Annotated in this window: 16 protein-coding genes and 1 pseudogene; 4 read left to right on the top strand and 13 right to left on the bottom strand. The window is 70.8% G+C overall.

What is annotated here, in order from left to right; translation table 11 throughout:
* Positions 1 to 86: 86 nt before the first annotated feature.
* From ACWELJ_RS22950 to ACWELJ_RS22910, 9 genes and pseudogenes are all read right to left on the bottom strand, one after another.
* Positions 87 to 2,072 (bottom strand): annotated as a pseudogene (locus ACWELJ_RS22950) (type II toxin-antitoxin system Rv0910 family toxin); the annotation flags it as partial.
* 388 nt (positions 2,073 to 2,460) lie between these two features.
* On the bottom strand, positions 2,461 to 3,132 hold the full coding sequence (locus tag ACWELJ_RS22945) for a sterol desaturase family protein (RefSeq protein ID WP_452368183.1): 672 nt from the start codon (positions 3,130 to 3,132) through the stop codon (positions 2,461 to 2,463).
* Between the two features lie 20 nt (positions 3,133 to 3,152).
* Positions 3,153 to 3,887: a FadR/GntR family transcriptional regulator gene (locus ACWELJ_RS22940; RefSeq protein WP_452368182.1), complete on the bottom strand. Its 735-nt coding sequence runs from the start codon at positions 3,885 to 3,887 to the stop codon at positions 3,153 to 3,155.
* Positions 3,888 to 3,971: 84 nt separating this feature from the next.
* Entirely contained in the window at positions 3,972 to 4,859 is an 888-nt protein-coding gene (locus ACWELJ_RS22935) for a GNAT family N-acetyltransferase (RefSeq protein ID WP_452368181.1), read from the bottom strand.
* A gap of 155 nt (positions 4,860 to 5,014) precedes the next feature.
* Positions 5,015 to 6,253, bottom strand: a complete 1,239-nt coding sequence (mshC, locus tag ACWELJ_RS22930; protein WP_452368180.1) for a cysteine--1-D-myo-inosityl 2-amino-2-deoxy-alpha-D-glucopyranoside ligase — start codon at positions 6,251 to 6,253, stop codon at positions 5,015 to 5,017.
* 287 nt (positions 6,254 to 6,540) lie between these two features.
* Complete coding sequence (locus tag ACWELJ_RS22925) at positions 6,541 to 7,374, bottom strand: SCO1664 family protein (RefSeq protein WP_452368179.1); 834 nt, start codon at positions 7,372 to 7,374, stop codon at positions 6,541 to 6,543.
* On the bottom strand, positions 7,343 to 7,945 hold the full coding sequence (locus ACWELJ_RS22920) for a DUF3090 domain-containing protein (protein ID WP_452368178.1): 603 nt from the start codon (positions 7,943 to 7,945) through the stop codon (positions 7,343 to 7,345). Before ACWELJ_RS22920 ends, ACWELJ_RS22925 begins: the two co-directional genes overlap by 32 nt.
* Before the next feature lie 20 nt (positions 7,946 to 7,965).
* A complete protein-coding gene (locus tag ACWELJ_RS22915) occupies positions 7,966 to 8,706 on the bottom strand; it encodes a histidine phosphatase family protein (protein ID WP_452368177.1) in 741 nt (246 codons plus the stop codon).
* Positions 8,707 to 8,722: 16 nt separating this feature from the next.
* A complete protein-coding gene (locus ACWELJ_RS22910; RefSeq protein WP_379273220.1) occupies positions 8,723 to 9,673 on the bottom strand; it encodes an undecaprenyl-diphosphate phosphatase in 951 nt (316 codons plus the stop codon).
* 264 nt (positions 9,674 to 9,937) lie between these two features.
* On the opposite strand from ACWELJ_RS22910, the gene ACWELJ_RS22905 reads away from it, so the two are divergent.
* From ACWELJ_RS22905 to ACWELJ_RS22890, 4 genes are read left to right on the top strand one after another with little or no spacing between them, the layout of a single operon-like run.
* Positions 9,938 to 10,897 (top strand): aldo/keto reductase, encoded by a 960-nt coding sequence (locus ACWELJ_RS22905; RefSeq protein ID WP_452368189.1) that lies wholly within the window; start codon positions 9,938 to 9,940, stop codon positions 10,895 to 10,897.
* A gap of 20 nt (positions 10,898 to 10,917) precedes the next feature.
* On the top strand, positions 10,918 to 11,952 hold the full coding sequence (locus ACWELJ_RS22900) for a heme/hemin ABC transporter substrate-binding protein (RefSeq protein ID WP_452368176.1): 1,035 nt from the start codon (positions 10,918 to 10,920) through the stop codon (positions 11,950 to 11,952).
* A gap of 38 nt (positions 11,953 to 11,990) precedes the next feature.
* The gene (locus tag ACWELJ_RS22895) at positions 11,991 to 13,223 is read left to right on the top strand and encodes a FecCD family ABC transporter permease (RefSeq protein WP_452368175.1); all 1,233 of its coding nucleotides are present in this window, start codon (positions 11,991 to 11,993) and stop codon (positions 13,221 to 13,223) included.
* Positions 13,220 to 14,062, top strand: coding sequence for a heme ABC transporter ATP-binding protein (locus ACWELJ_RS22890; protein WP_452368174.1), 843 nt, complete (start codon positions 13,220 to 13,222; stop codon positions 14,060 to 14,062). Before ACWELJ_RS22895 ends, ACWELJ_RS22890 begins: the two co-directional genes overlap by 4 nt.
* A 15-nt stretch (positions 14,063 to 14,077) precedes the next feature.
* Here ACWELJ_RS22890 and ACWELJ_RS22885 read toward each other — a convergent pair whose 3' ends face one another.
* The 4 genes from ACWELJ_RS22885 to ACWELJ_RS22870 all read right to left on the bottom strand — a co-directional run bounded on the left by ACWELJ_RS22885 (position 14,078) and on the right by ACWELJ_RS22870 (position 17,510).
* Positions 14,078 to 14,428, bottom strand: a complete 351-nt coding sequence (locus ACWELJ_RS22885) for a YrdB family protein (RefSeq protein WP_452368173.1) — start codon at positions 14,426 to 14,428, stop codon at positions 14,078 to 14,080.
* Complete coding sequence (locus ACWELJ_RS22880; protein WP_452368172.1) at positions 14,425 to 16,527, bottom strand: MMPL family transporter; 2,103 nt, start codon at positions 16,525 to 16,527, stop codon at positions 14,425 to 14,427. The genes ACWELJ_RS22885 and ACWELJ_RS22880 overlap by 4 nt, the downstream gene beginning before the upstream one ends.
* Positions 16,527 to 17,063: a hypothetical protein gene (locus ACWELJ_RS22875; protein ID WP_452368171.1), complete on the bottom strand. Its 537-nt coding sequence runs from the start codon at positions 17,061 to 17,063 to the stop codon at positions 16,527 to 16,529. Before ACWELJ_RS22875 ends, ACWELJ_RS22880 begins: the two co-directional genes overlap by 1 nt.
* Before the next feature lie 90 nt (positions 17,064 to 17,153).
* Positions 17,154 to 17,510, bottom strand: coding sequence for a hypothetical protein (locus tag ACWELJ_RS22870; RefSeq protein WP_452368170.1), 357 nt, complete (start codon positions 17,508 to 17,510; stop codon positions 17,154 to 17,156).
* Positions 17,511 to 17,879: the final 369 nt, after the last annotated feature.

Genomic DNA, 17,879 nt, shown 5'->3' with positions numbered 1-17,879 from the left:
TCGGCGACAGCGGAGTCGGGTGCGGCCGGTGATGGTTCAACGGGTGAGGCCTCGGCGGGGGTCACAATGATGGTGTCGCCGACAACGGTGACCGGCAGGCCCAGCCAGTCCTCGGCGGTGAGCGCGGCCAGCAGCGCGGCGTTGTCCGAGCGCACCAGGACCCGCTCACCCTGCGGGGTCACCACGCTGACGATGGCGGCCTCGGGCCGGCCGTCGCGGCCATACGGCAGGGTGTAGGCCTCCACGACCGCGGGGCCGTCGTAGCCGGTGCGGGCCGGACGCGCCGCGGGATGCTCGATGACCGGGGTGAGATGGCGGTAGGGCCGGGCGGGCGGAGTGGCGGAGTAGACGCCCAGGGCGTGCTTGGTCAGGTACCAGCCCAGTGAGGTGGACAGACCGAAGGATTCGGGTTCGGCGCGTAACCGCTCGACCAGGGTCGCCACCGCGTGACCGCCGTAGTTGTTGCCCGGGCCGCCACCGAAGGTCAGGCCACCGGTCACCGACAGCGGCAGCTTCGGATCGTCCACCGGCAGGCCCAGTTCGCGCGCGGCGATCTGCACGGCCACCGGGAAACACGCGTACAGGTCGACATGGGACAGGTCCGCGGCGGTGATGCCGGCGTGCTCGAACACCGCCGCACCCAAGGCGGCGATGGCCGGGGAGGCGGCCAACTCGGCCCGTTCGCTGACGAACCACTCATCGGTGCCCGAGGCGCCCGCGTGCAGGAACACCCACTTGTCCTGCGGGATGCCCGCGGCTTCGGCGGCCGCGGCCGAGGCGACGATGATGCCCGAGGCCATGTCCACGGTGAGGTTGGCGCACTCGAGCTTGGTGTAGGGCGCCGAGATCATGCGGTTCGCGTCGGTGACCGCGGCGATCTGCGCGGGCGTGAACTCGTGGGGCTGCCAGGCATTCGGGTTACCCGCCGCCACCGCCGACAACCGCGACCACAACTCGGCCACCGCCGCCTCGTGCTCGGCCGGGGTGCGGCCCAGCCGATGCCGATTGGCCGACTCCAGCAACGCGTACATGTTGATCGGGGCCTGCAGTCCCGCCGCGGACTCCGCGGCATTGTTGGCCGCCTTGTCGATACCCACCACGCGGGTCGGCGTCACCGCCGCGTCCTGCACCGGCCACTCCACATCCACCCCGGCGCGCTGCGCCGCCGCCTGCGTGGCCCCGGCCTCCGCGCCGGTGACCAGCACCAGGTCGTGATCGCCCGCCGCGATCGCCGCCGCGGCCTCATTGAGCACCAGTTGCCCGCCGTCGCCCCCGAACGGGCTCGACTGCACCGTCGCCACCGCCTCGACATCCGCGCCCACCGCGGCCGCCACCAACGCGCCCAGATCCCGGTACTGCCACGACGTCGGGGCGACCGCGAACACCGCGTCCGCCCGAGCCAGCAGCCCGTCCCCGACCCCGGTATCGGCGGCCGCGGCCCGCAACGCGCGCACCGCCAACCGGGACGGATCAGCGCAGGAAGGATCCGGGGTGCGCTGCACGATCTGCCCCACCCCCACCAGCACCGGCGTCGTCGGCGCCAGCACCATCCCGGAAGCCCGGTGGCGCACCGCTTTTCGTTCCGCGCGTCCCGGCGCCGGTGTGGACGCCGTCAGCGCCGCGGGCAGCCTGCCGAGAGATTCGTCGAGCGCGTCACCGAGCGCGCGCGCCACCGTCGCGCCCAGCGGGCCCTCGATCGGCTGCCCCGACAATCCGGCGTCGATGTACACACTCGATCCGGAACCGTTGGGCGACACCGTGATCCACAAACCCAGGCCCAAACCCTGCGGGCCGTGCCCGCGCAACCCCAGCCGGGTATCGTTCGCCTCGGTCACCAGCCAGGTCACATCGGCCGGAATCCCCATGAACTTGGCGACCTGGGTGTATTCCACGCCGACCGCCGCCGGCCCCGGCGCCTCCCCACGCCAGCCCGCATGGAAACTCACCCACTCCGGAAGCCGCTGCAACTGCGCCAGATACGCCAGCGTCGCCGCCGCACCGGTGTCGAGATCGCGATGGGCGTGCGCGGTGCGCGGATAATCCGCCAGGCCGCCGGGCAGCGTGTGCCGCACCGGTGTGGCCTCGACGGGCACCCCCTGGCCGGTCACGCCGGCGATCAGCTCCCGCACGATCCGCGGGTCCCGGCGCACCGTGTCCAGTAACCGGCCCCCGGCGCGCACCTGTCGGCGCAGCGACGCGCCCTTACCCAGTCCCTGCTCCAGCACCGCACGCACACGATCGAAACCCGGCACCGCACTCACGGCCCACCTCCTCGCTGAGGGTCCACACCATCCGGCCCTCACGGTATCGGCCGTTCACCTGTCACGGGAAGACTCGGCGCGACTTCGCACCCCACGAGATTCCGGTCGCGAACCGCGGTTCACAACCCGGGTGCCGTCCCGGCCCGGCCAACGCCCGTGGCGACACGCCGGATGCTGCGGATTCGCCGCCCGGGGCGGGTCAGAGTCCGTGCAGATGGCGGGCGGTGGGTGAGGTCGCGACGGTGGCCGGGTCGGGGGCGGTGCCGAACAGGCGGTCGGCGGTGTTGGCGGTGGTGACGGTGAACCAGTAGTGCTCGTTCTTGTAATGGTGGTGGCGATGATGACGCCAGACCGACCGGTAGGCAGCGTGTTTGGGCTTGTAGTCGGTGTGGATCAGGTAGTGGGTCCACTCGTAGATCAGTCCGACCACGGTGATCGTGAGCACGAACGTCACACCCGCCTCGACCCGGGGGAACACCAGCACCGCCACCGCGAGCACAGCGATGATGACCGCCGCCAGCGAACGGGTGGGGATGAAGATGAGCCCGATCGCGCGGGGATCGGCATGATGCTTGCGGTGTTCGCGGGCCAGTTCGCTGTCGAGGGTGAACCGGCCCAGCGCGCGCGGGCGCCAATGCAGGATCGTCACGTGGATCACCCACTCGTACACCGGAAACAACGCCACGATCGCCAGCGGGATGATCGCGTCGGCAATGGTCCAGTCGCCCAGCGCAATTCGCGTCGTGAGGGCGCCCACCAGGGTGGCGCCGATCATCCACGGCGAGGGGTGCCGGGCGAACTCGCGGGCCGCCGCCGCCAGGGTGAGGTCGCGGCGCAGCGCGCGTGCGGACGTGGTCTCGGGATCGGTCATGGTGGTACCTCGTGGTCGGGTCACGCCTGGTCGAGCGCGCGCAGCAGGGTGGTGGTCGCCGGGGTGAGCAGGGCGCGCGCCCGGTCCGCGGCCCGCTCGGGCTCGCCCGCGCCGATGGCGGCGGCCAGATCGCGGTAGGCGTCGATATTGCCCACCTCGGCCGACATCACCGGAGCCAGCGCCGCCAACGCGGGCTCGTAGGCCGCGCGCAGCATCGAATACATGAGCCGGAAGGCGATCGAATCCGCCAGATCCAGCAGGTGATCCCAGAATTCCAGCGCGACGAGCTGCTGACCCAGGTCATCGGTGGACGCGCCCAGCCGCTTCGTCGTCTCGTCGAGGGCGCGCAACGCCTCGGTGACCTCACGGCGCTCGGGGTGCGCGCCCACCCGCGCGGCCGCCAACTCGGCGATCTTGGGTCCGTTGTGCAGGCGGGCCTCGAGCACGCTGCGGGCCACGGCCACATCGATGGTCGCGCCCCGCAACAGCAGCCGGGGCAGCACCTCGAGTCCGGCGCTGCGCCGGTAGTCCAGGACCGTGGTCGCCTCACCCTGGCGCACCGAGACCAGTCCGGCCGCCGAGAGTCGTTGCAGCGCTTCCCGCACCGCCGGTCGCGACACGCCCAGTGCTTCGGCGAGTTGCCGTTCGCTGGGCAGCGTGGCGCCGGCCGCCAGTTCACCGCTGAGCACCTCCGCGGTGATCTGTTCGAACACATCACCGGCGACGGAGCGTTTCACCACAGGGGTCCAGGCCATGCCGATCAGTGTGCGCCGCACCGGACTGGTGGTCAAGTGGTAAGACCAGTTGGCTCGTGCGGGGTTCAGCGAACCCGATGCGGCTCACAACGCGCGGGCGAACCAGATCTGATCCAGCAGCCGGATCCCGTCCACCATCTCCAGCTCCGAATAGCCCGCCGCCGCGGTGAACACATCCGGCACCACCCGCGTCACCCGGAAACCACACCGCTGGTAGAAGCGCAGATTCCCGATATCCGCGGTCGCGGTCGCCACCTCGAGCCGCCGCATCCCCGCCGCCGTCGCGGCCGCCACCACCGTGTCGATCAACCGCCGCCCCACCCCCGCACCCCGCAACGGGCGCACCACCGCGGTATTGACGATCTCCCACGTCGACCCGTCCGCCTGCGGGGCCGCCTGGATATGGCCGACCACATCGCCGCCGGCGTCGCGCGCCACCCACACCCGCCCGCGCCCGATATACCCGGCCAGCAGCTGCTCGGAATCCTCGGCCATCCGGAACGACCACGCGATCTGCTCGCGGTCACCGGTGAACTCCTCGATCCGCACCGCGGCCGCGTCCGAGTCCGGCGGCACCACGATCAGCATCCAGCCCTCCGGATCCAGTACCGCGAACGCCCCCGCCGCCACCCAATACGGATTGTCCGGAATCACCTCGGCCACACCGTGATCGGCCAGCCGTTCACGCAACGCCTCGAACCCGCCGCGCAGATACAACACCAGCGCGTGTTCCGGATCGGCCGGCGCCGGTGCGGGCGCGTCGTCGCGGCGCACCAGTTCCAGCTGTGCGCGCGGGCCCGGCAACCCGAACACGAACCCGTCATAGCCCGCGTGATCGGTGAACGCGAAAAGCTCTGTCAGACCGACGATCTCCCGATAGAACGCCGCGCACTCCTCGAGCCGCGCCGTCGCCCGCGCGAACCGCGCCGCACCCACCGCCAACCCGTGCACCACGGACTCCGAGGCACCCACCGCACACCCTCCTCACGTCAGCGCCGATGACACACCGCTGTCCAGGATGCGCCGCCCGCCACCGCCGGGTCGACCGATTAACGCCGCCACACCAGACAAGAGGAACGCGCGAGCCCGCAATCCCGGCTCGCGCGTCGGTCTGTCGCGGCAGCGCGCTACAGGGCGATGCCGAGCAGCGCGTCGACGGTGTCGGTGATCAACGCCGGTGCCGTCGTGTCGGGGCCGCCGTAGGCCAGCGCCTGCCGCGCCCACGCGTCCAGCGCCGCCAGCGCCTTGGGAGTGTCGAGGTCATCCGCCAGGTGCCGGCGCACCCGCGCCACGGTGTCGGCCGCATCGGGAGCCGACGTCAGCGCCACCGCCGAACGCCACAACTCGAGCCGCGCAACCGCTTCGGCCAGCACCGCCTCCGACCACTCCCGGTCGCTGCGGTAATGCCCGGAGAACACCCCCAGCCGGATCGCCCCCGGATCGGTGCCCGCCGCACGCAACTTCGACACGAACACCAGATTGCCGCGCGACTTCGACATCTTCTCGCCATCGAGCCCGATCAGGCCCGCGTGCACGTAGTGGCGCGCGAAACGGCGGCCCTTCACCAGCGCCTCGGCGTGCGCGGCGGAATACTCGTGATGCGGGTAGATCAGGTCACTGCCGCCGCCCTGCACATCGAACTCGGTGCCGACGCGGTTGAGCGCGATCGCCGCACACTCGATGTGCCAGCCCGGACGGCCCGCCCCGAACGGCGCCGGCCACGACGGCTCACCCGGCCGCTCGGCCCGCCACAACAGCGCGTCGATCGGATCACGCTTGCCCGGCCGCTGCGGATCCCCGCCACGCTCGGCGAACAACCGGTCCATCGTCTCGCGGTCATAGCCGGACTCGTAGCCGAACTGCTCGGTCGCGTCGTGACGGAAGTAGATGTCCGGATACTGCGGGTCGTCGACCACATACGCCGCGCCCGAGGCCAGCAGCTTGTCGACCAGGTCCACGACCTCCTGCACCGACTCGATCGCGCCGATGTAGTCGCGCGGCGGGATCACCCGCAACGCGGCCATGTCCTCGCGGAACAGGTTGATCTCGCGGGTGCCCAGCTCCCGCCAGTCGATGCCGTCGCGTTCGGCCCGCTCGAACAGCGGATCATCGACATCGGTGGTGTTCTGCACGTAGTGCACCTCATGCCCGGCGTCGCGCCACAACCGGTTGACCAGATCGAAGGTCAGATAGGTGGCGGCGTGGCCGAGGTGGGTGGCGTCATAGGGGGTGATGCCGCAGACATACATCGTCGCGGTCGCACCGGGGGTCACCGGGCGCACCTGCTTGTCGGCGGTGTCGAACAAACGCAACGCTGGTCCGGATCCGGGGACGGTCGGGACAGCGGTATCGGACCAGGACTGCATGAATCGAGGTTATCCCTGGGATCGGGCCGCGACGCCGCCGCCCCCGCACCGGTGTGCCGCACGACACGCGCCTGAGCGGGCCGACCTGCACCCTAGTCGCCGACCCGGCGGTGTCAATGATTGCAATCAGCGCGAGGAGAACGTCGCCGACCAGCGGTGACCGAAATGTCGCACCGGCGATGACCGGATTGCCGTAGTGCCGAACGCGGACCCGGCTTTCGGCAACGCAGTGTGCCAGAACACCGGGAAGACCGGAACGCCGGAACCCGGGGGTCAGAACGTGAAGGTCAGAACGCGGGCCAGGGAATCGGCCGCTGACTGGCGGGCAACGGCATCACCGGCTCGTCCAGCAACGCCCGCCCGCGCGCCTCGAGCGCGTCGATCTCGGCGTCGGTGATCAACTCCGCCAGCCGCTCACCCAGCTCCCCGGGCAGCGCCTTCACCAAAACCGTGATGTCGGTGAGCAATTCGTCCGCGATCGGCTCACCGGCCCACCCCCACAACACCGTGCGCAACTTCGGCTCGGTATGCAGGCAGATCCCGTGATCCACCCCGTACACGCGCCCGTCCAGTCCCGCCAGGGCGTGCCCGCCCTTGCGGTCGGCATTGTTGATCAGCACATCGAGCACCGCCATGCGCAGCAGCCGCTCGTCGTCGGCGTGCACCAGCGACACCGGATGCCCGCCCGGATCCAACGCCCGCAGCACCTCCCGATACCCGTCGGGGATCGCGCCCACCGGGCACAGATCCACCAGGCCCGGGCTCGGCTCGTCCTCGGCGGTGTCGATCCAGCGCTGCACCATGCCCGGCCCGAAAGGCCCCTCCCGCAACACCGTTTCCGGGATCACGCCCCACCCCAGCGCCTGCGACACCAGATACGAGGCCACCTCCCGCCCGGCCAGGGTGCCGTCGGGGAAGTCCCACAACGGCCGCTCCCCGCGCTCGGGCTTGTACACCACCCGCTGCCCGCTCTCGCCCGCCTCGCACACCAGGGTGACATTGCTGGCGGTGGTGACCTGACCGATCACCGTCAACTCGGCGGTCCGCCAGGACCGGTCCGCCGCGGGGCTGTCCGGGGCCGTCACCGGATCAGTCCTCGGTGTCGGCGTCGTCGTCGGCATCGGTGGCGCCGAAGATGTCACCGCGCTTGTAGCCGTTGGTGCGCACACACATGTGCCCGGCCGTGGACAGCGGCTCCCCGCACAGCGGGCACGGCGGGCGGCCCGCCGCGATCACCCGCGCCGAGCGCAGCGCGAACTCGCGCGCCTGCACCGGGGTCAGAAACACCCGCACCGCGTCGGGACCCTCCTCGGTGTCGTCGAGCACCACCGATTCGTCGACCTCGGTCTCGGTGATCGCCAACAGCTCCACCACCACCGCGCCGGCGTCGGCGTCCCAGCCCAAACCCATGGTGCCGACCCGGAATTCGGCGTCGATCGGGGTCAGCAGCGGCGCGGTGTCGGCCACGTCGGCGGCCTGCGGGGGCACCGAGGTCCCGAAGCGCCGTTGCACCTCGTCGAGCAGCAGACCCATCCGATCGGCCAGCACCTTCACCTGCTGCTTCTCGAGCAGCACGCTGATCACCCGCGGCTCCTGCACCGCCTGCAGGTAGAACGCGCGGTCGCCCGGCTCGCCGACGGTGCCGGCGACGAAACGATCGGGGGTGCGGAAGATATGGATTGCCCGGCCCATTGCACCTCCATTCGGTTCACTCACACTGATGAATCGGGGCGTTCGCCAGCCCCATTATCCGTACTGTCGGTGGTACCCGTTTCTCCGCCGGGAACCGGCCCCGAGCGCGATTCGCCGCCAGTTCGCGGTGAAATCGCCGCCAACCCCGACAGATCGGTACCCGTGTCATTGACCCGCCACACATAGGGGGCCGCCGGGGTGTAGCGGACGACGCTGATCGAGGCCGGTTCGACCACGATCCGCTGGAAGCCGTCGAGGTGAAGACCGAACGCGTCGGCCAGCACCGACTTGATGACATCGCCGTGCGTGCACGCAATCCACAACACATCGCTACCATGCCGCTCGGCCAACTGCCGATCCCGTTCGCGCACAGCGGACACGGCACGGAACTGCACCTCCGCCAGCGACTCCCCCGAGGGGAACCGCGCCGCCGACGCCTGCCGCTGCACCACCTTCCACAACGGCTCGGTGACCAGGTCGGCCAGCGCCTTGCCCGTCCAGTCGCCGTAGTCGACCTCGAGCAGCCGCTCGTCGGGGTCGGCCTCGAGACCCAGTTTGTCGGCCAGGGGGGCGACGGTGCGCTGGCAGCGCAGCAGCGGCGAGCACACGATGTGCTCGATCGGCAGCGATCCGAGCCGCGCGACCAGGCCCGCGGCCTGCTCACGGCCACGATCGGTCAGATCGACGCCGGCGCTGCGCCCGGCCAGGGTGCGGGCAATGTTCGACGTGGACACGCCGTGCCGCAACAGGATCACCGTCACCGGGACAGCCTACCGACTAGGTGGCCGACACGACGCCGGTCGCCAGCAGCGCGATCACCGTCAACCCCAGCACGATGCGGTAGCCCACGAACCAGTCCAGGGAATGGCGGGCCACGAACTTCAACAGCCACGCCACCGAGGCGTACCCGACCGCGAACGACAGCACCGTGGCCACCAGCAGCTGCGGGCCCGACGCGTTGAGGCCCTCACCGGCGGGTTCGAAAGCATCGGGGAGGCTGAACAGGCCCGAGGCCAGCACCGCGGGAATGGCCAGCAGGAACGAGAACCGCACCGCCGCCTCACGAGTCAGACCGCAGAACAGGCCCGCCGAGCTCGTGGCGCCCGACCGCGACACGCCCGGGATGAGGGCCAGGCACTGGGCCAGGCCCATGATCAGGCCGTCGCGGGTGGTGAGCAACTCGATCGGGCGGCGCGCGCGCCCGTAGGTCTTGCCCGAGTAGTACTCCGCCGCCGCGATCACCAGCGCGAACACGATCAGCATGATCGAGATCAGCCACAGATTCCGTGCGCCGGTGCGGATCTGGTCCTTGAACAGCAGACCCAGCACCCCGATCGGGATGGTGGCGATGATCACATACCAGCCGATGCGGTAGTCCAATTCGCGCTGGGTGTCGGGGTCGGGGCCGTAGGCGAAGGACCCGTCCTCGGTCAGCACCGGCAGCTGGGTGGTGGCACGCTCGTGCAGCGGCACCGAATCACGTTGGCGCCCAGCGACCTTCATCCACACCGTGGTGCACCAGGCCACCAGGATCCGCCAGATGTCCTTGGCGAAGTACACCAGCACCGCCGCCTCGGTGCCCAGCTGGGTGACCGCGGTGAACGACGCGCCCGCGTCATCGCCGAAGAACACCGCCGAGACGATCCGCAGATGCGCCGAGGAAGAGATCGGCAGAAATTCCGTCAGACCCTGCACCAGGCCCAGCACCAGCGCCTGCACCCACGTCATCGACTCGCCCACGCAGCCTCCAGTCCCGAATCATCAGCTCCCGGTGAGCATTTCGACGCCCCGGGCCGCCACCGGCGCGGCGTTCGCGCCCCGCCGCAACGCTGCGACCCTACCGGGCCGCGATGGCGGACCCGCTACCCCCGGGTGAAATCGGGTTTCGCGCTCGCGCGCGCCGGAATTCGCCGCGCTCGGCGCGGGCCGTAGCCGGGCGCGGGCCGCCGGTGCGCCTAGGCTGACGGCTGTGACGAAAGGGCAAGCGCGGTGATGCAACAACGGACGGTCGGCCGCAGCGGACTGCGGGTGTCGAGGCTCGGGCTGGCCACCCACACCTGGGGCAGGGAAACCGACGCCGAGGACGCCGCGGCCCAGCTGCTGGCCTTCGTCGAAGCCGGCGGCAACCTCGTCGACACCTCCCCGGCCTACGGTGACGGCGCCGCCCAGCACATCCTCGGCGAGCTGATCGCCGAAGTCGGGCGCGCGGACCTGGTGCTGTCCGGAAGTGCCGGATACACACCGACACTCAGCGACGCCCCCGCCGACGCGCCCGCCGCGGTGCGCTGGACCGTGGACGCTTCCCGGCGCACCATGCGCCGCCAGCTCGACCACACCCTCGCCCAGCTCGGCACCGACCACCTCGATCTGTGGACCGTCGCCGCCTGGGACCCGCACACCCCGCTCGAGGAGATCGCCGACACCCTGTCGTGGGCGGTGCGCTCGGGACGGGTGCGCTACGCCGGGGCGCGCGGCTACGACGGCTGGCAGCTGGCCACCCTCGCCACCGCCGCGCCGCTGACCGCCGCCCAAACCCCCTACTCGCTGCTGGCGCGCGGCGTGGAACACGAATTCGTGCCCGCCGCACAGCATCACGGCATCGGCGTCATCGCCACCGCGCCGCTGGCCGGGGGGATCCTCACCGGCAAATACCGCGACGGGGTGCCCGCCGATTCCCGCGGCGCCGACGAGTCGACCGCCGCCGAGATCACCGCCCATCTCGACGACCGCGCCGTGCGGGTGGTCGACGCGGTCGTCACCGCCGCCGACGGGCTGGGGACCTCACCGCTGGCGGTGGCGCTGGCCTGGATCCGCGATCAGCCCGCGGTCGCGTCGATGCTGGTCGGGGCCCGCGACATCGGGCAGCTCACCGGCATCCTGGCCGCCGAGACCCTCGAATTGCCCCGCGCCATCGCCGCGGCCCTGGGAGACGTGAGCGCACGCACAGAATGAGCCAGGCTAGCCTTGCCTGCATGAGGTGTCTCGTGAATGCCCGCACCGCCGCCCGCACGCTGATGATCCTGCTGCTCGGTGCCGGTCTCGTCGCCGGGGTCACCGCCTGCGGCTCGGGCACCACGAGCAGCGGCGGGCGCGGACCGGTCACCGCCGAGATCGGTGACCTCGACCCCGTCACGCTCGGCCCCGAACCCGCTGCGACGCTGCCGGTCACGGTCACCTCCTTCGACGGCACCCAGGTCACCGTCACCGACACCTCCCGCATCATCGCCGCCGACCGCTACGGCACCCTCGCCCAAACCGTCGTCGCGCTCGGACTGCGCTCGAAACTGATCGGGCGCTCCAACTCCGCGGCGTTCCCCGCCGTGCGCGACCTGCCCACCGTGTCCTCGGGCAGCGGCACCCTGAGCGTGGAAGCCGTTGCGGCACTGCGGCCCACGGTGTTCCTCACCGACACCACCACCGTCACCCCCGCGCTGCGCGACCAGCTGCGCGCGCTGGGCATCACCGTGGTCTACTTCGACACCGAACGCACCATGGCCGGGGTCGTCCCGCAGATCGAGGCCGTCGGCGCCGCCCTCGGCGTGCCCGCCGCGGGCACGGCGCTGGGCCAGCGCACCCGCACCGAGATCGACGCCGCCATCGCCTCGGTGCCGCACCAGGACACCAAACCCAAGATCGCGTTCCTGTACCTGCGCAGCGCCGCCATCACCATGATCGCCGGACCCGGTTCCGGCGCCGACTCGCTGATCACCGCCATCGGCGGCATCGACGCCGGCACCGCCTCGGGCATCACCAAGGACTTCCTGCCCATCACCAGCGAAGCCATGATCGCCGCCGCCCCCGACGCACTGCTGCTCATGAGCGACGGGCTGGCCTCGGTCGGCGGCGTCGACGGCCTCGAGAAGGTCCCCGGCATCGCCCAGACCCCCGCCGGACGCGACCGCCGCGTCATCGACATGTCCGACGCCGTCCTGCTGTCCTTCGGCCCCAACACCGGGCGCGTGCTCTCGGCCCTGGTGAAGGCCGTCTACGGCCCCGCCGCCGCATGAGCCAGCGCCCCGGCGCGGCCGACAACCAAGGCCCCCACATGGATTCACCCCGCGACGAACACGACGAACGCACCCCGGCCGCCCGCAACGGCGCCGCCACCGTGCTCGGCCCCGGCCAACCCGGGCACGGCAGCCCCGGCGACGCGGGCCACGGCGGACCCGAGGACTCCGCGCATCCCGCGGTGGCGGCCACCGACCAGGAGTCGGCGGTCGAGGTGCTGCCCACCGCGCGCCGCACGTGGTCGCGCACCGCGGTGATCTTCGCCGGCGCGCTGGCCGCGCTGGTGGTGCTGGCGCTGATCTCCGCGGCCATCGGCCAGGTGCCCACCAGCCCCGGTGAGGTCGCGGGCGCGTTCCTGCACCGCATCGGCCTGGACTGGGGTCCCATGCCCGCGCACCCGGCCGGGTACGTGACGCTGTGGGAGGTGCGGTTCCCGCGCGTCGTGCTCGGCATGCTCGTCGGCGCGGCCCTGGCCACCGCCGGCGCCCTGCTGCAGGGCGTGTTCGCCAATCCGCTCGCCGAACCCGGTGTGATCGGCGTGTCCGCGGGCGCGGCGGTCGGGGCGGGCACCGTCATCGTGGTCGGCGGCGCGTTCGTGGCGGCCTGGTCGGTCGCGGCGGGCGCGTTCGCCGCCGGGCTCGTCACGACCCTGCTGGTGTATCTGCTGGCCCGCTCCAACGGCCGCACCGAAGTGGTGACCCTGGTGCTGACCGGTGTCGCGATCAATGCCTTTGCCGGCGGCCTGATTTCGTTCCTGCTGTTCTCCGCCTCGCCCGCGGCCCGCGATCAGATCGTGTTCTGGCAGATGGGCAGTCTCAACGGCGCCACCTGGCAGTCGGTGAACGTGGTGTGGCCGCTGACACTGCTCGGGCTGGGCGCCGCCATCTGGATGGCCCCGCGCCTGGACCTGCTGGCATTGGGTGAATCGGCGGCCCGGCATCTGGGCGTGGACGTGGAACGGTTGCGGCGCAACGTGATCGTCGTGGTCGCGGTGCTCGCCACCGCCGGGGTCGCGTTCACCGGCATCATCTTGTTCGTCGGTCTGATCGTGCCGCACCTGGTGCGCATGCTGGTCGGGCCCGGACACCGGGTGCTGATCCCGCTGTCGGCCATCGTCGGCGCGGTGGTGCTGGTGGCCGCCGACATCGGCGCCCGCGCCCTGGTCCACAATGCGGATCTGCCGCTGGGCATGATCACCTCACTGGTCGGCGGGCCGTTCTTCTTCTGGCTGCTGCGCCGCACCCGCTCACGATCGGGAGGCTGGGCATGAGCGGCCTACGCGAGCTGACAACGATTTTCGGGCGCACCCCCGCCCTGCCGGAGAGCCCCGAACCGGGTGCGGCGACCCTGCGCGCCCGCAAGGTCAGCGCCCGACGCGGCGAACGCACCGTGCTCGACGGCATCGACTTCGATGTCGTCGCCGGGCAGATCGTGGCGCTGGTCGGCCCCAACGGCGCGGGCAAGTCGACGCTGCTGGCCGCCCTGGCCGGGGAGCTCGAATTGAGCGGCGGCAGCGTCGAACTCGACGGGCACGCCCTCACCCACTGGACGCATCTGGACATGGCGCGCCGGCGCGCGGTGCTGCCGCAGTCGCACACCGTCGGATTCCCGTTCAGCGCCCGTGAGGTCGTCGCCATGGGTCGTTCCCCGTGGGCGCGCACCCCGCGCCAGGCCGACGATGAGCGCGCCATCGCCGCGGCCATGGCGGCCACCGACGTCGAACGTTTCGCCGCGCGCCCGTTCCCGGCCCTGTCCGGTGGTGAACGCGCCCGCGTCGCGCTGGCGCGCGTGCTGGCCCAGGACACCGCGACGCTGCTGCTCGACGAACCGACCGCCGCACTCGATCTCGGCCACCAGGAACAGGTGCTGCGCCTGGCCCGCGACCGCGCCACCGCGGGCGCGGCGGTCGTGGTCGTGCTGCACGATCTCGGTGTCGCCGCGGCCTACGCCGACCGTGTCGCGGTGCTCGATGCTGGACGCATCGCCGCCGACGGCCCGCCGCGGGAGATCCTCACCGCCGAACTGCTCACCCGCGTCTACCAGCATCCGGTCGACGTGTTCGACCACCCGGTCACCGGCGCGCAACTGGTGCTGCCCGTGCGCGGCTGAGCACCCGGGGGTCGGTCAGAGCTGCTGTTGGCCCCACACCAGCCGCAGGACGCCGTTGGCCAGCCAGATCGCGAAGAACACGATCCCGGCCACCGGCGTCCACGCCAGGCCCAGCAGCACCGCGGCCGCGCCGAACCACACGACTTCCAATGCGATTCGCCGCCATCCGGTTTGCGGGAACCGCGCGTCCTTGGCCGCACCGAACAGCGCCCACACCACGATGAACACCGCCGGGACCGCCAGCCCCGCCACGATGCGCACCGCCACCGGCGCGGACAGGGTGAACCCCCACCACGCGCCGGCGGCCAGCACCCCCAGTTCCAGCAGGAACATCAACAGCAGGTTCGCGCCTTTGAGCACGCTCATCGCCAGACCAACCTCAACACCGCAGGAGTCAACAGCATGCGAATCACGGTGGCGTCCAACACCAATGCCGCGATCATGCCGTAGGCAATGTATTTCATCAGCACCAGATCCGAGAACCCGAACGCCCCGGTCACCACGATCAGGATCGCCGCCGCCGAGGTGATCACCCCACCGGTGTGGGCGATGCCGTAGCGGATCGCCTCGGGCGCGTCGGCTCCCGCCGCCCGTGCCTCGGCCATGCGGGATTGCAGGAACACCTCGTAGTCGGTGGACAGGCCGAACAGCACCGTCACGATCAGCACCAGTACCGCGAACATCAGCGGGCCCGGCGTGAAGTCGAACAGTCCCGCCCCGTGTCCCTCGACGAAGATCCAGGTCAGCACACCCAGGGTCGCGCCCAGGCTGAGCGCGCTCATCACCACCGCCTTGATCGCCAGCACCAGCGACCGGAACGCCGCGTACATCAACGCGATCGCCGCCGCGACCAGGATCAGCACCAGCAGCGGCAGGCCCTTGATCAGGCCCTGGATGCTGTCGCGCTCCAGCGCGGGCACACCCGCCACCATCACCGCCACCCCGTCGGGCGCCGGGATCGAGCGCAGCGCCGCGATCACCGAGTCGGCGTCGCGTTTGTCGGACAGGCCGCTGGCCAGCACCGTCACCTGATCCTTGGTCGGCGCGGCCGGATCGAACGGACCCGTCATCCGCGGACCGACCAGCTGGTTGGCCTCGTAGCGCAGATCGGACAGCTGCTGCGGATTCGCGCCCACCACCACCAGTTTCAGCGGTTCGGTGCGGAAATGCGGGAACAGCCGATCGAAGTCCTGCTGCGCCACCCGCGCCGGATTGTCGGCGGCCAGATACCGCTCGCTCAAACCCCCGAACTCGATGCTGCGGAACGGCAGGATCAACGCCAGCAGCATCATCACCACCGGCACGATCACCAGCCACGGCTTGCGCATCGCGAAAACCGCCAGCCGCGAGAAGAATCCGCGATCGATCTGCTCGGCGGTGCGGATACTGGCCAGCCGATGCCAGCCCCACAGGTCGATGCGCGGCCCCACGATGGACAACACCGCCGGCAACGCCGTCACCGACAGCACCGCCGCCAGCAGCACCGAGGAGATGCCGCCCAACGGCACCGAGCGCAGCACCCCGTTCGGGTAGATGAACAACGCGCCCAGGCTCACCGCGATGATCGCCGCCGAGAACAACACTGTGCGCCCCGCGGTGGCGATAGTGCGCGCGGTCGCCTCCTCCACGCTGCGCCCCGCGGCAAGCTCCTCGCGGAACCGGGTCACCGCGAACAACCCGTAGTCGATGGCCAACCCCAGGCTCACCAGCGTCACCACCGCCGAGGCGAACACATTGACCTGCAGATGATTGGTCAGCAGCCGCATGACGCCCTGGCTGCCCAGGATGGTCATGCCGCCGATCAGCACCGGCAGCAGCGCCCCCACCACGCCGCCGAACACGAAATACAGCAGGATCGCCACCAGCGGCAGCGCGATCAGCTCCGCGCGCTCGATATCGCGCTGCATACCGGTATTGATGCCCTCCACCACCGGTTGCAGGCCCGCCAGCTGCACGGTGGTGCCGCCCGGCCCGGAACCGGTTGTCCCGGCATGGAATTCGTTCTTGATGGCCAGGTAGTTGTCGACGGTGTCGGTGCCGCCGTCACCGCGCAACCCGATACTGGCGAAGGCGTGGGTGCGTGCGGCGTCGGCGAACTGGCCCATCAGCGCGCCGTCCCAATACGAATCGATCTTGAGGATGCGGTCGGCGTGCTCGGTGCGCAACCGCGTCAACTCCGCCGCCACCGCCGAGCGCACCGGCTCGTCGTCGACGGTCAGCCCCGCCGGGGCGGTGTAGATGGCGATCAGGTCGGCGTCGGTGTCGCGGCCGAAGGTGGCATCGGCCAGCTTCGAGGCCGCCACCGACTGACTGGATTCGTCGAACCAGCCCTCCTGGGTCAGATGATCACCCAGATCGCGCCCGTAGAACCCCGACGCCAGCACGACCAGGCCGAACCCGGCGAACACCAGGAACCGGAAGCGGTGGATCAGACGCCCCCACCGCAGGGATCCGGCCTCGAGCATCAGCCGCAGGCCGCGGTCTTGTAATCGGCCGACCGCAGAATCCCGCACAGATCGGTGCGCGAGATCTTCCAATGCCCGTCCTTGGCCACGAAATGCACCACCGTGGTGCGCACGTTCGTGCCGGTGCCGTCCTTGTCCAGGCTCAGCGTCGCGGTCAGCGTGCCGTCATGGTTGTCGAACACCGGGTCCTTGACCCCGTACACCGCGCGCGGATTGTCCGCGAGCGCCTTGTACATGTCGGGGATCGCGTCCTTGAACGCCTCCCCGTCCTCGATCAACGCGGTGCGTTCGCTGTCGGGCAGGTTCGGGTCCAGTGCCCGTTTGATCTGCGAGTCCAGCTCCGCGGCGCTCGGGATCGAGGGCCGGTTGGCGCTGGTCTGCGCGGCGGCGGCCTGCGAGGACGAACTCAACGCCGCGTACGCCGAGGACCGCGCGGCGGCGACCTTCGATTCGTCGTCGGAGCCGCCGCACGCGGCGAGCGATGCGCCCAGCACGGTCAGCAGCAGCGCGGTGGCGGCCGGTCGTCGAAGTCGCATCAACATCCTCGGGAGTTCGAACTGCGGTTGTGTGCCGCTAGTTTGGCACGCCCCGCGCCCGGAAGTGATCTCCGTGTCACAGACAGCGGGTCAGCGGCCCTCGATCACCGCACCCAACCGGCCCAGCAGCGCACGCACCGTGGTCGCCTCGCGCGGCTGGGCCGCCGGGACCGGCACGGCCTGCGGGATCAGGTCGCGGACCAGGGCCACCACGCTGCGTTCGTCGTCGAGATCGATGTCGGTGACCGGGGCCACCGCGATCGACTCGACATCCTCCGGCGCCGGCACCGCGGTGGTGACGCCGGGGCGGTAGATCTCCACGGTGAGGGTGGATCGATGGGTTCGGAAGGCGAAGGACCGCCCGTCGGCGGTGACACCGAAGCCGTGCGCGTAGCGCCCGACGGTCACGTCCTCGACGGTGAACCCCGCACTGTGGTCGGCAACCAACAGATCTCCCTGATACAGACCGCTTTTGCTTTCCACGGTAACCGCATGCCCGACACCGCCACCGAAACCCCATGTCACATCATGCAAGTCGGCACCCGATGCACGCCCGAGATCGGCACGCGGACCCCCGGTCACACGCTCGCAACCCGGGACATGGTCAGATTAGGGAGCACGCATGATTTCGTCGGTCAGTTCGGTCAGTAAGGAGTTCGCTGCATGCGCCGTCGCGGCTGGATCGGTTCAGCCCTCGCGGGTGTGACCGTGGTGACCCTGCTGACCGGATGTTCGGATCAGCCCGACAACGCGAGCAACGCCACCCGCGAACCGGCCACCCCGGCCGCCGCGCCCACCGCCGCGCCCGCCCCCGCC

The organism is Nocardia sp. NPDC004582, from assembly GCF_053602115.1.
Note: the sequence above shows the minus strand (reverse complement) of the source record. Positions and strands in the feature narration are given on the sequence as shown.

Excerpts from the sequence above, each read along its gene's own strand:
- ACWELJ_RS22945 (WP_452368183.1), bottom strand. The coding sequence starts at position 3,132 with ATGACCGATCCCGAGACCACGTCCGCACGCGCGCTGCGCCGCGACCTC.
- ACWELJ_RS22940 (WP_452368182.1), bottom strand. The coding sequence starts at position 3,887 with ATGGCCTGGACCCCTGTGGTGAAACGCTCCGTCGCCGGTGATGTGTTC.
- mshC (WP_452368180.1), bottom strand. The coding sequence starts at position 6,253 with ATGCAGTCCTGGTCCGATACCGCTGTCCCGACCGTCCCCGGATCCGGA.
- ACWELJ_RS22925 (WP_452368179.1), bottom strand. The coding sequence starts at position 7,374 with ATGCCGACGACGACGCCGACACCGAGGACTGATCCGGTGACGGCCCCG.
- ACWELJ_RS22920 (WP_452368178.1), bottom strand. The coding sequence starts at position 7,945 with ATGGGCCGGGCAATCCATATCTTCCGCACCCCCGATCGTTTCGTCGCC.
- ACWELJ_RS22910 (WP_379273220.1), bottom strand. The coding sequence starts at position 9,673 with ATGACGTGGGTGCAGGCGCTGGTGCTGGGCCTGGTGCAGGGTCTGACG.
- ACWELJ_RS22905 (WP_452368189.1), top strand. The coding sequence starts at position 9,938 with ATGCAACAACGGACGGTCGGCCGCAGCGGACTGCGGGTGTCGAGGCTC.
- ACWELJ_RS22900 (WP_452368176.1), top strand. The coding sequence starts at position 10,918 with ATGAGGTGTCTCGTGAATGCCCGCACCGCCGCCCGCACGCTGATGATC.
- ACWELJ_RS22895 (WP_452368175.1), top strand. The coding sequence starts at position 11,991 with ATGGATTCACCCCGCGACGAACACGACGAACGCACCCCGGCCGCCCGC.
- ACWELJ_RS22890 (WP_452368174.1), top strand. The coding sequence starts at position 13,220 with ATGAGCGGCCTACGCGAGCTGACAACGATTTTCGGGCGCACCCCCGCC.
- ACWELJ_RS22885 (WP_452368173.1), bottom strand. The coding sequence starts at position 14,428 with ATGAGCGTGCTCAAAGGCGCGAACCTGCTGTTGATGTTCCTGCTGGAA.
- ACWELJ_RS22880 (WP_452368172.1), bottom strand. The coding sequence starts at position 16,527 with ATGCTCGAGGCCGGATCCCTGCGGTGGGGGCGTCTGATCCACCGCTTC.
- ACWELJ_RS22875 (WP_452368171.1), bottom strand. The coding sequence starts at position 17,063 with ATGCGACTTCGACGACCGGCCGCCACCGCGCTGCTGCTGACCGTGCTG.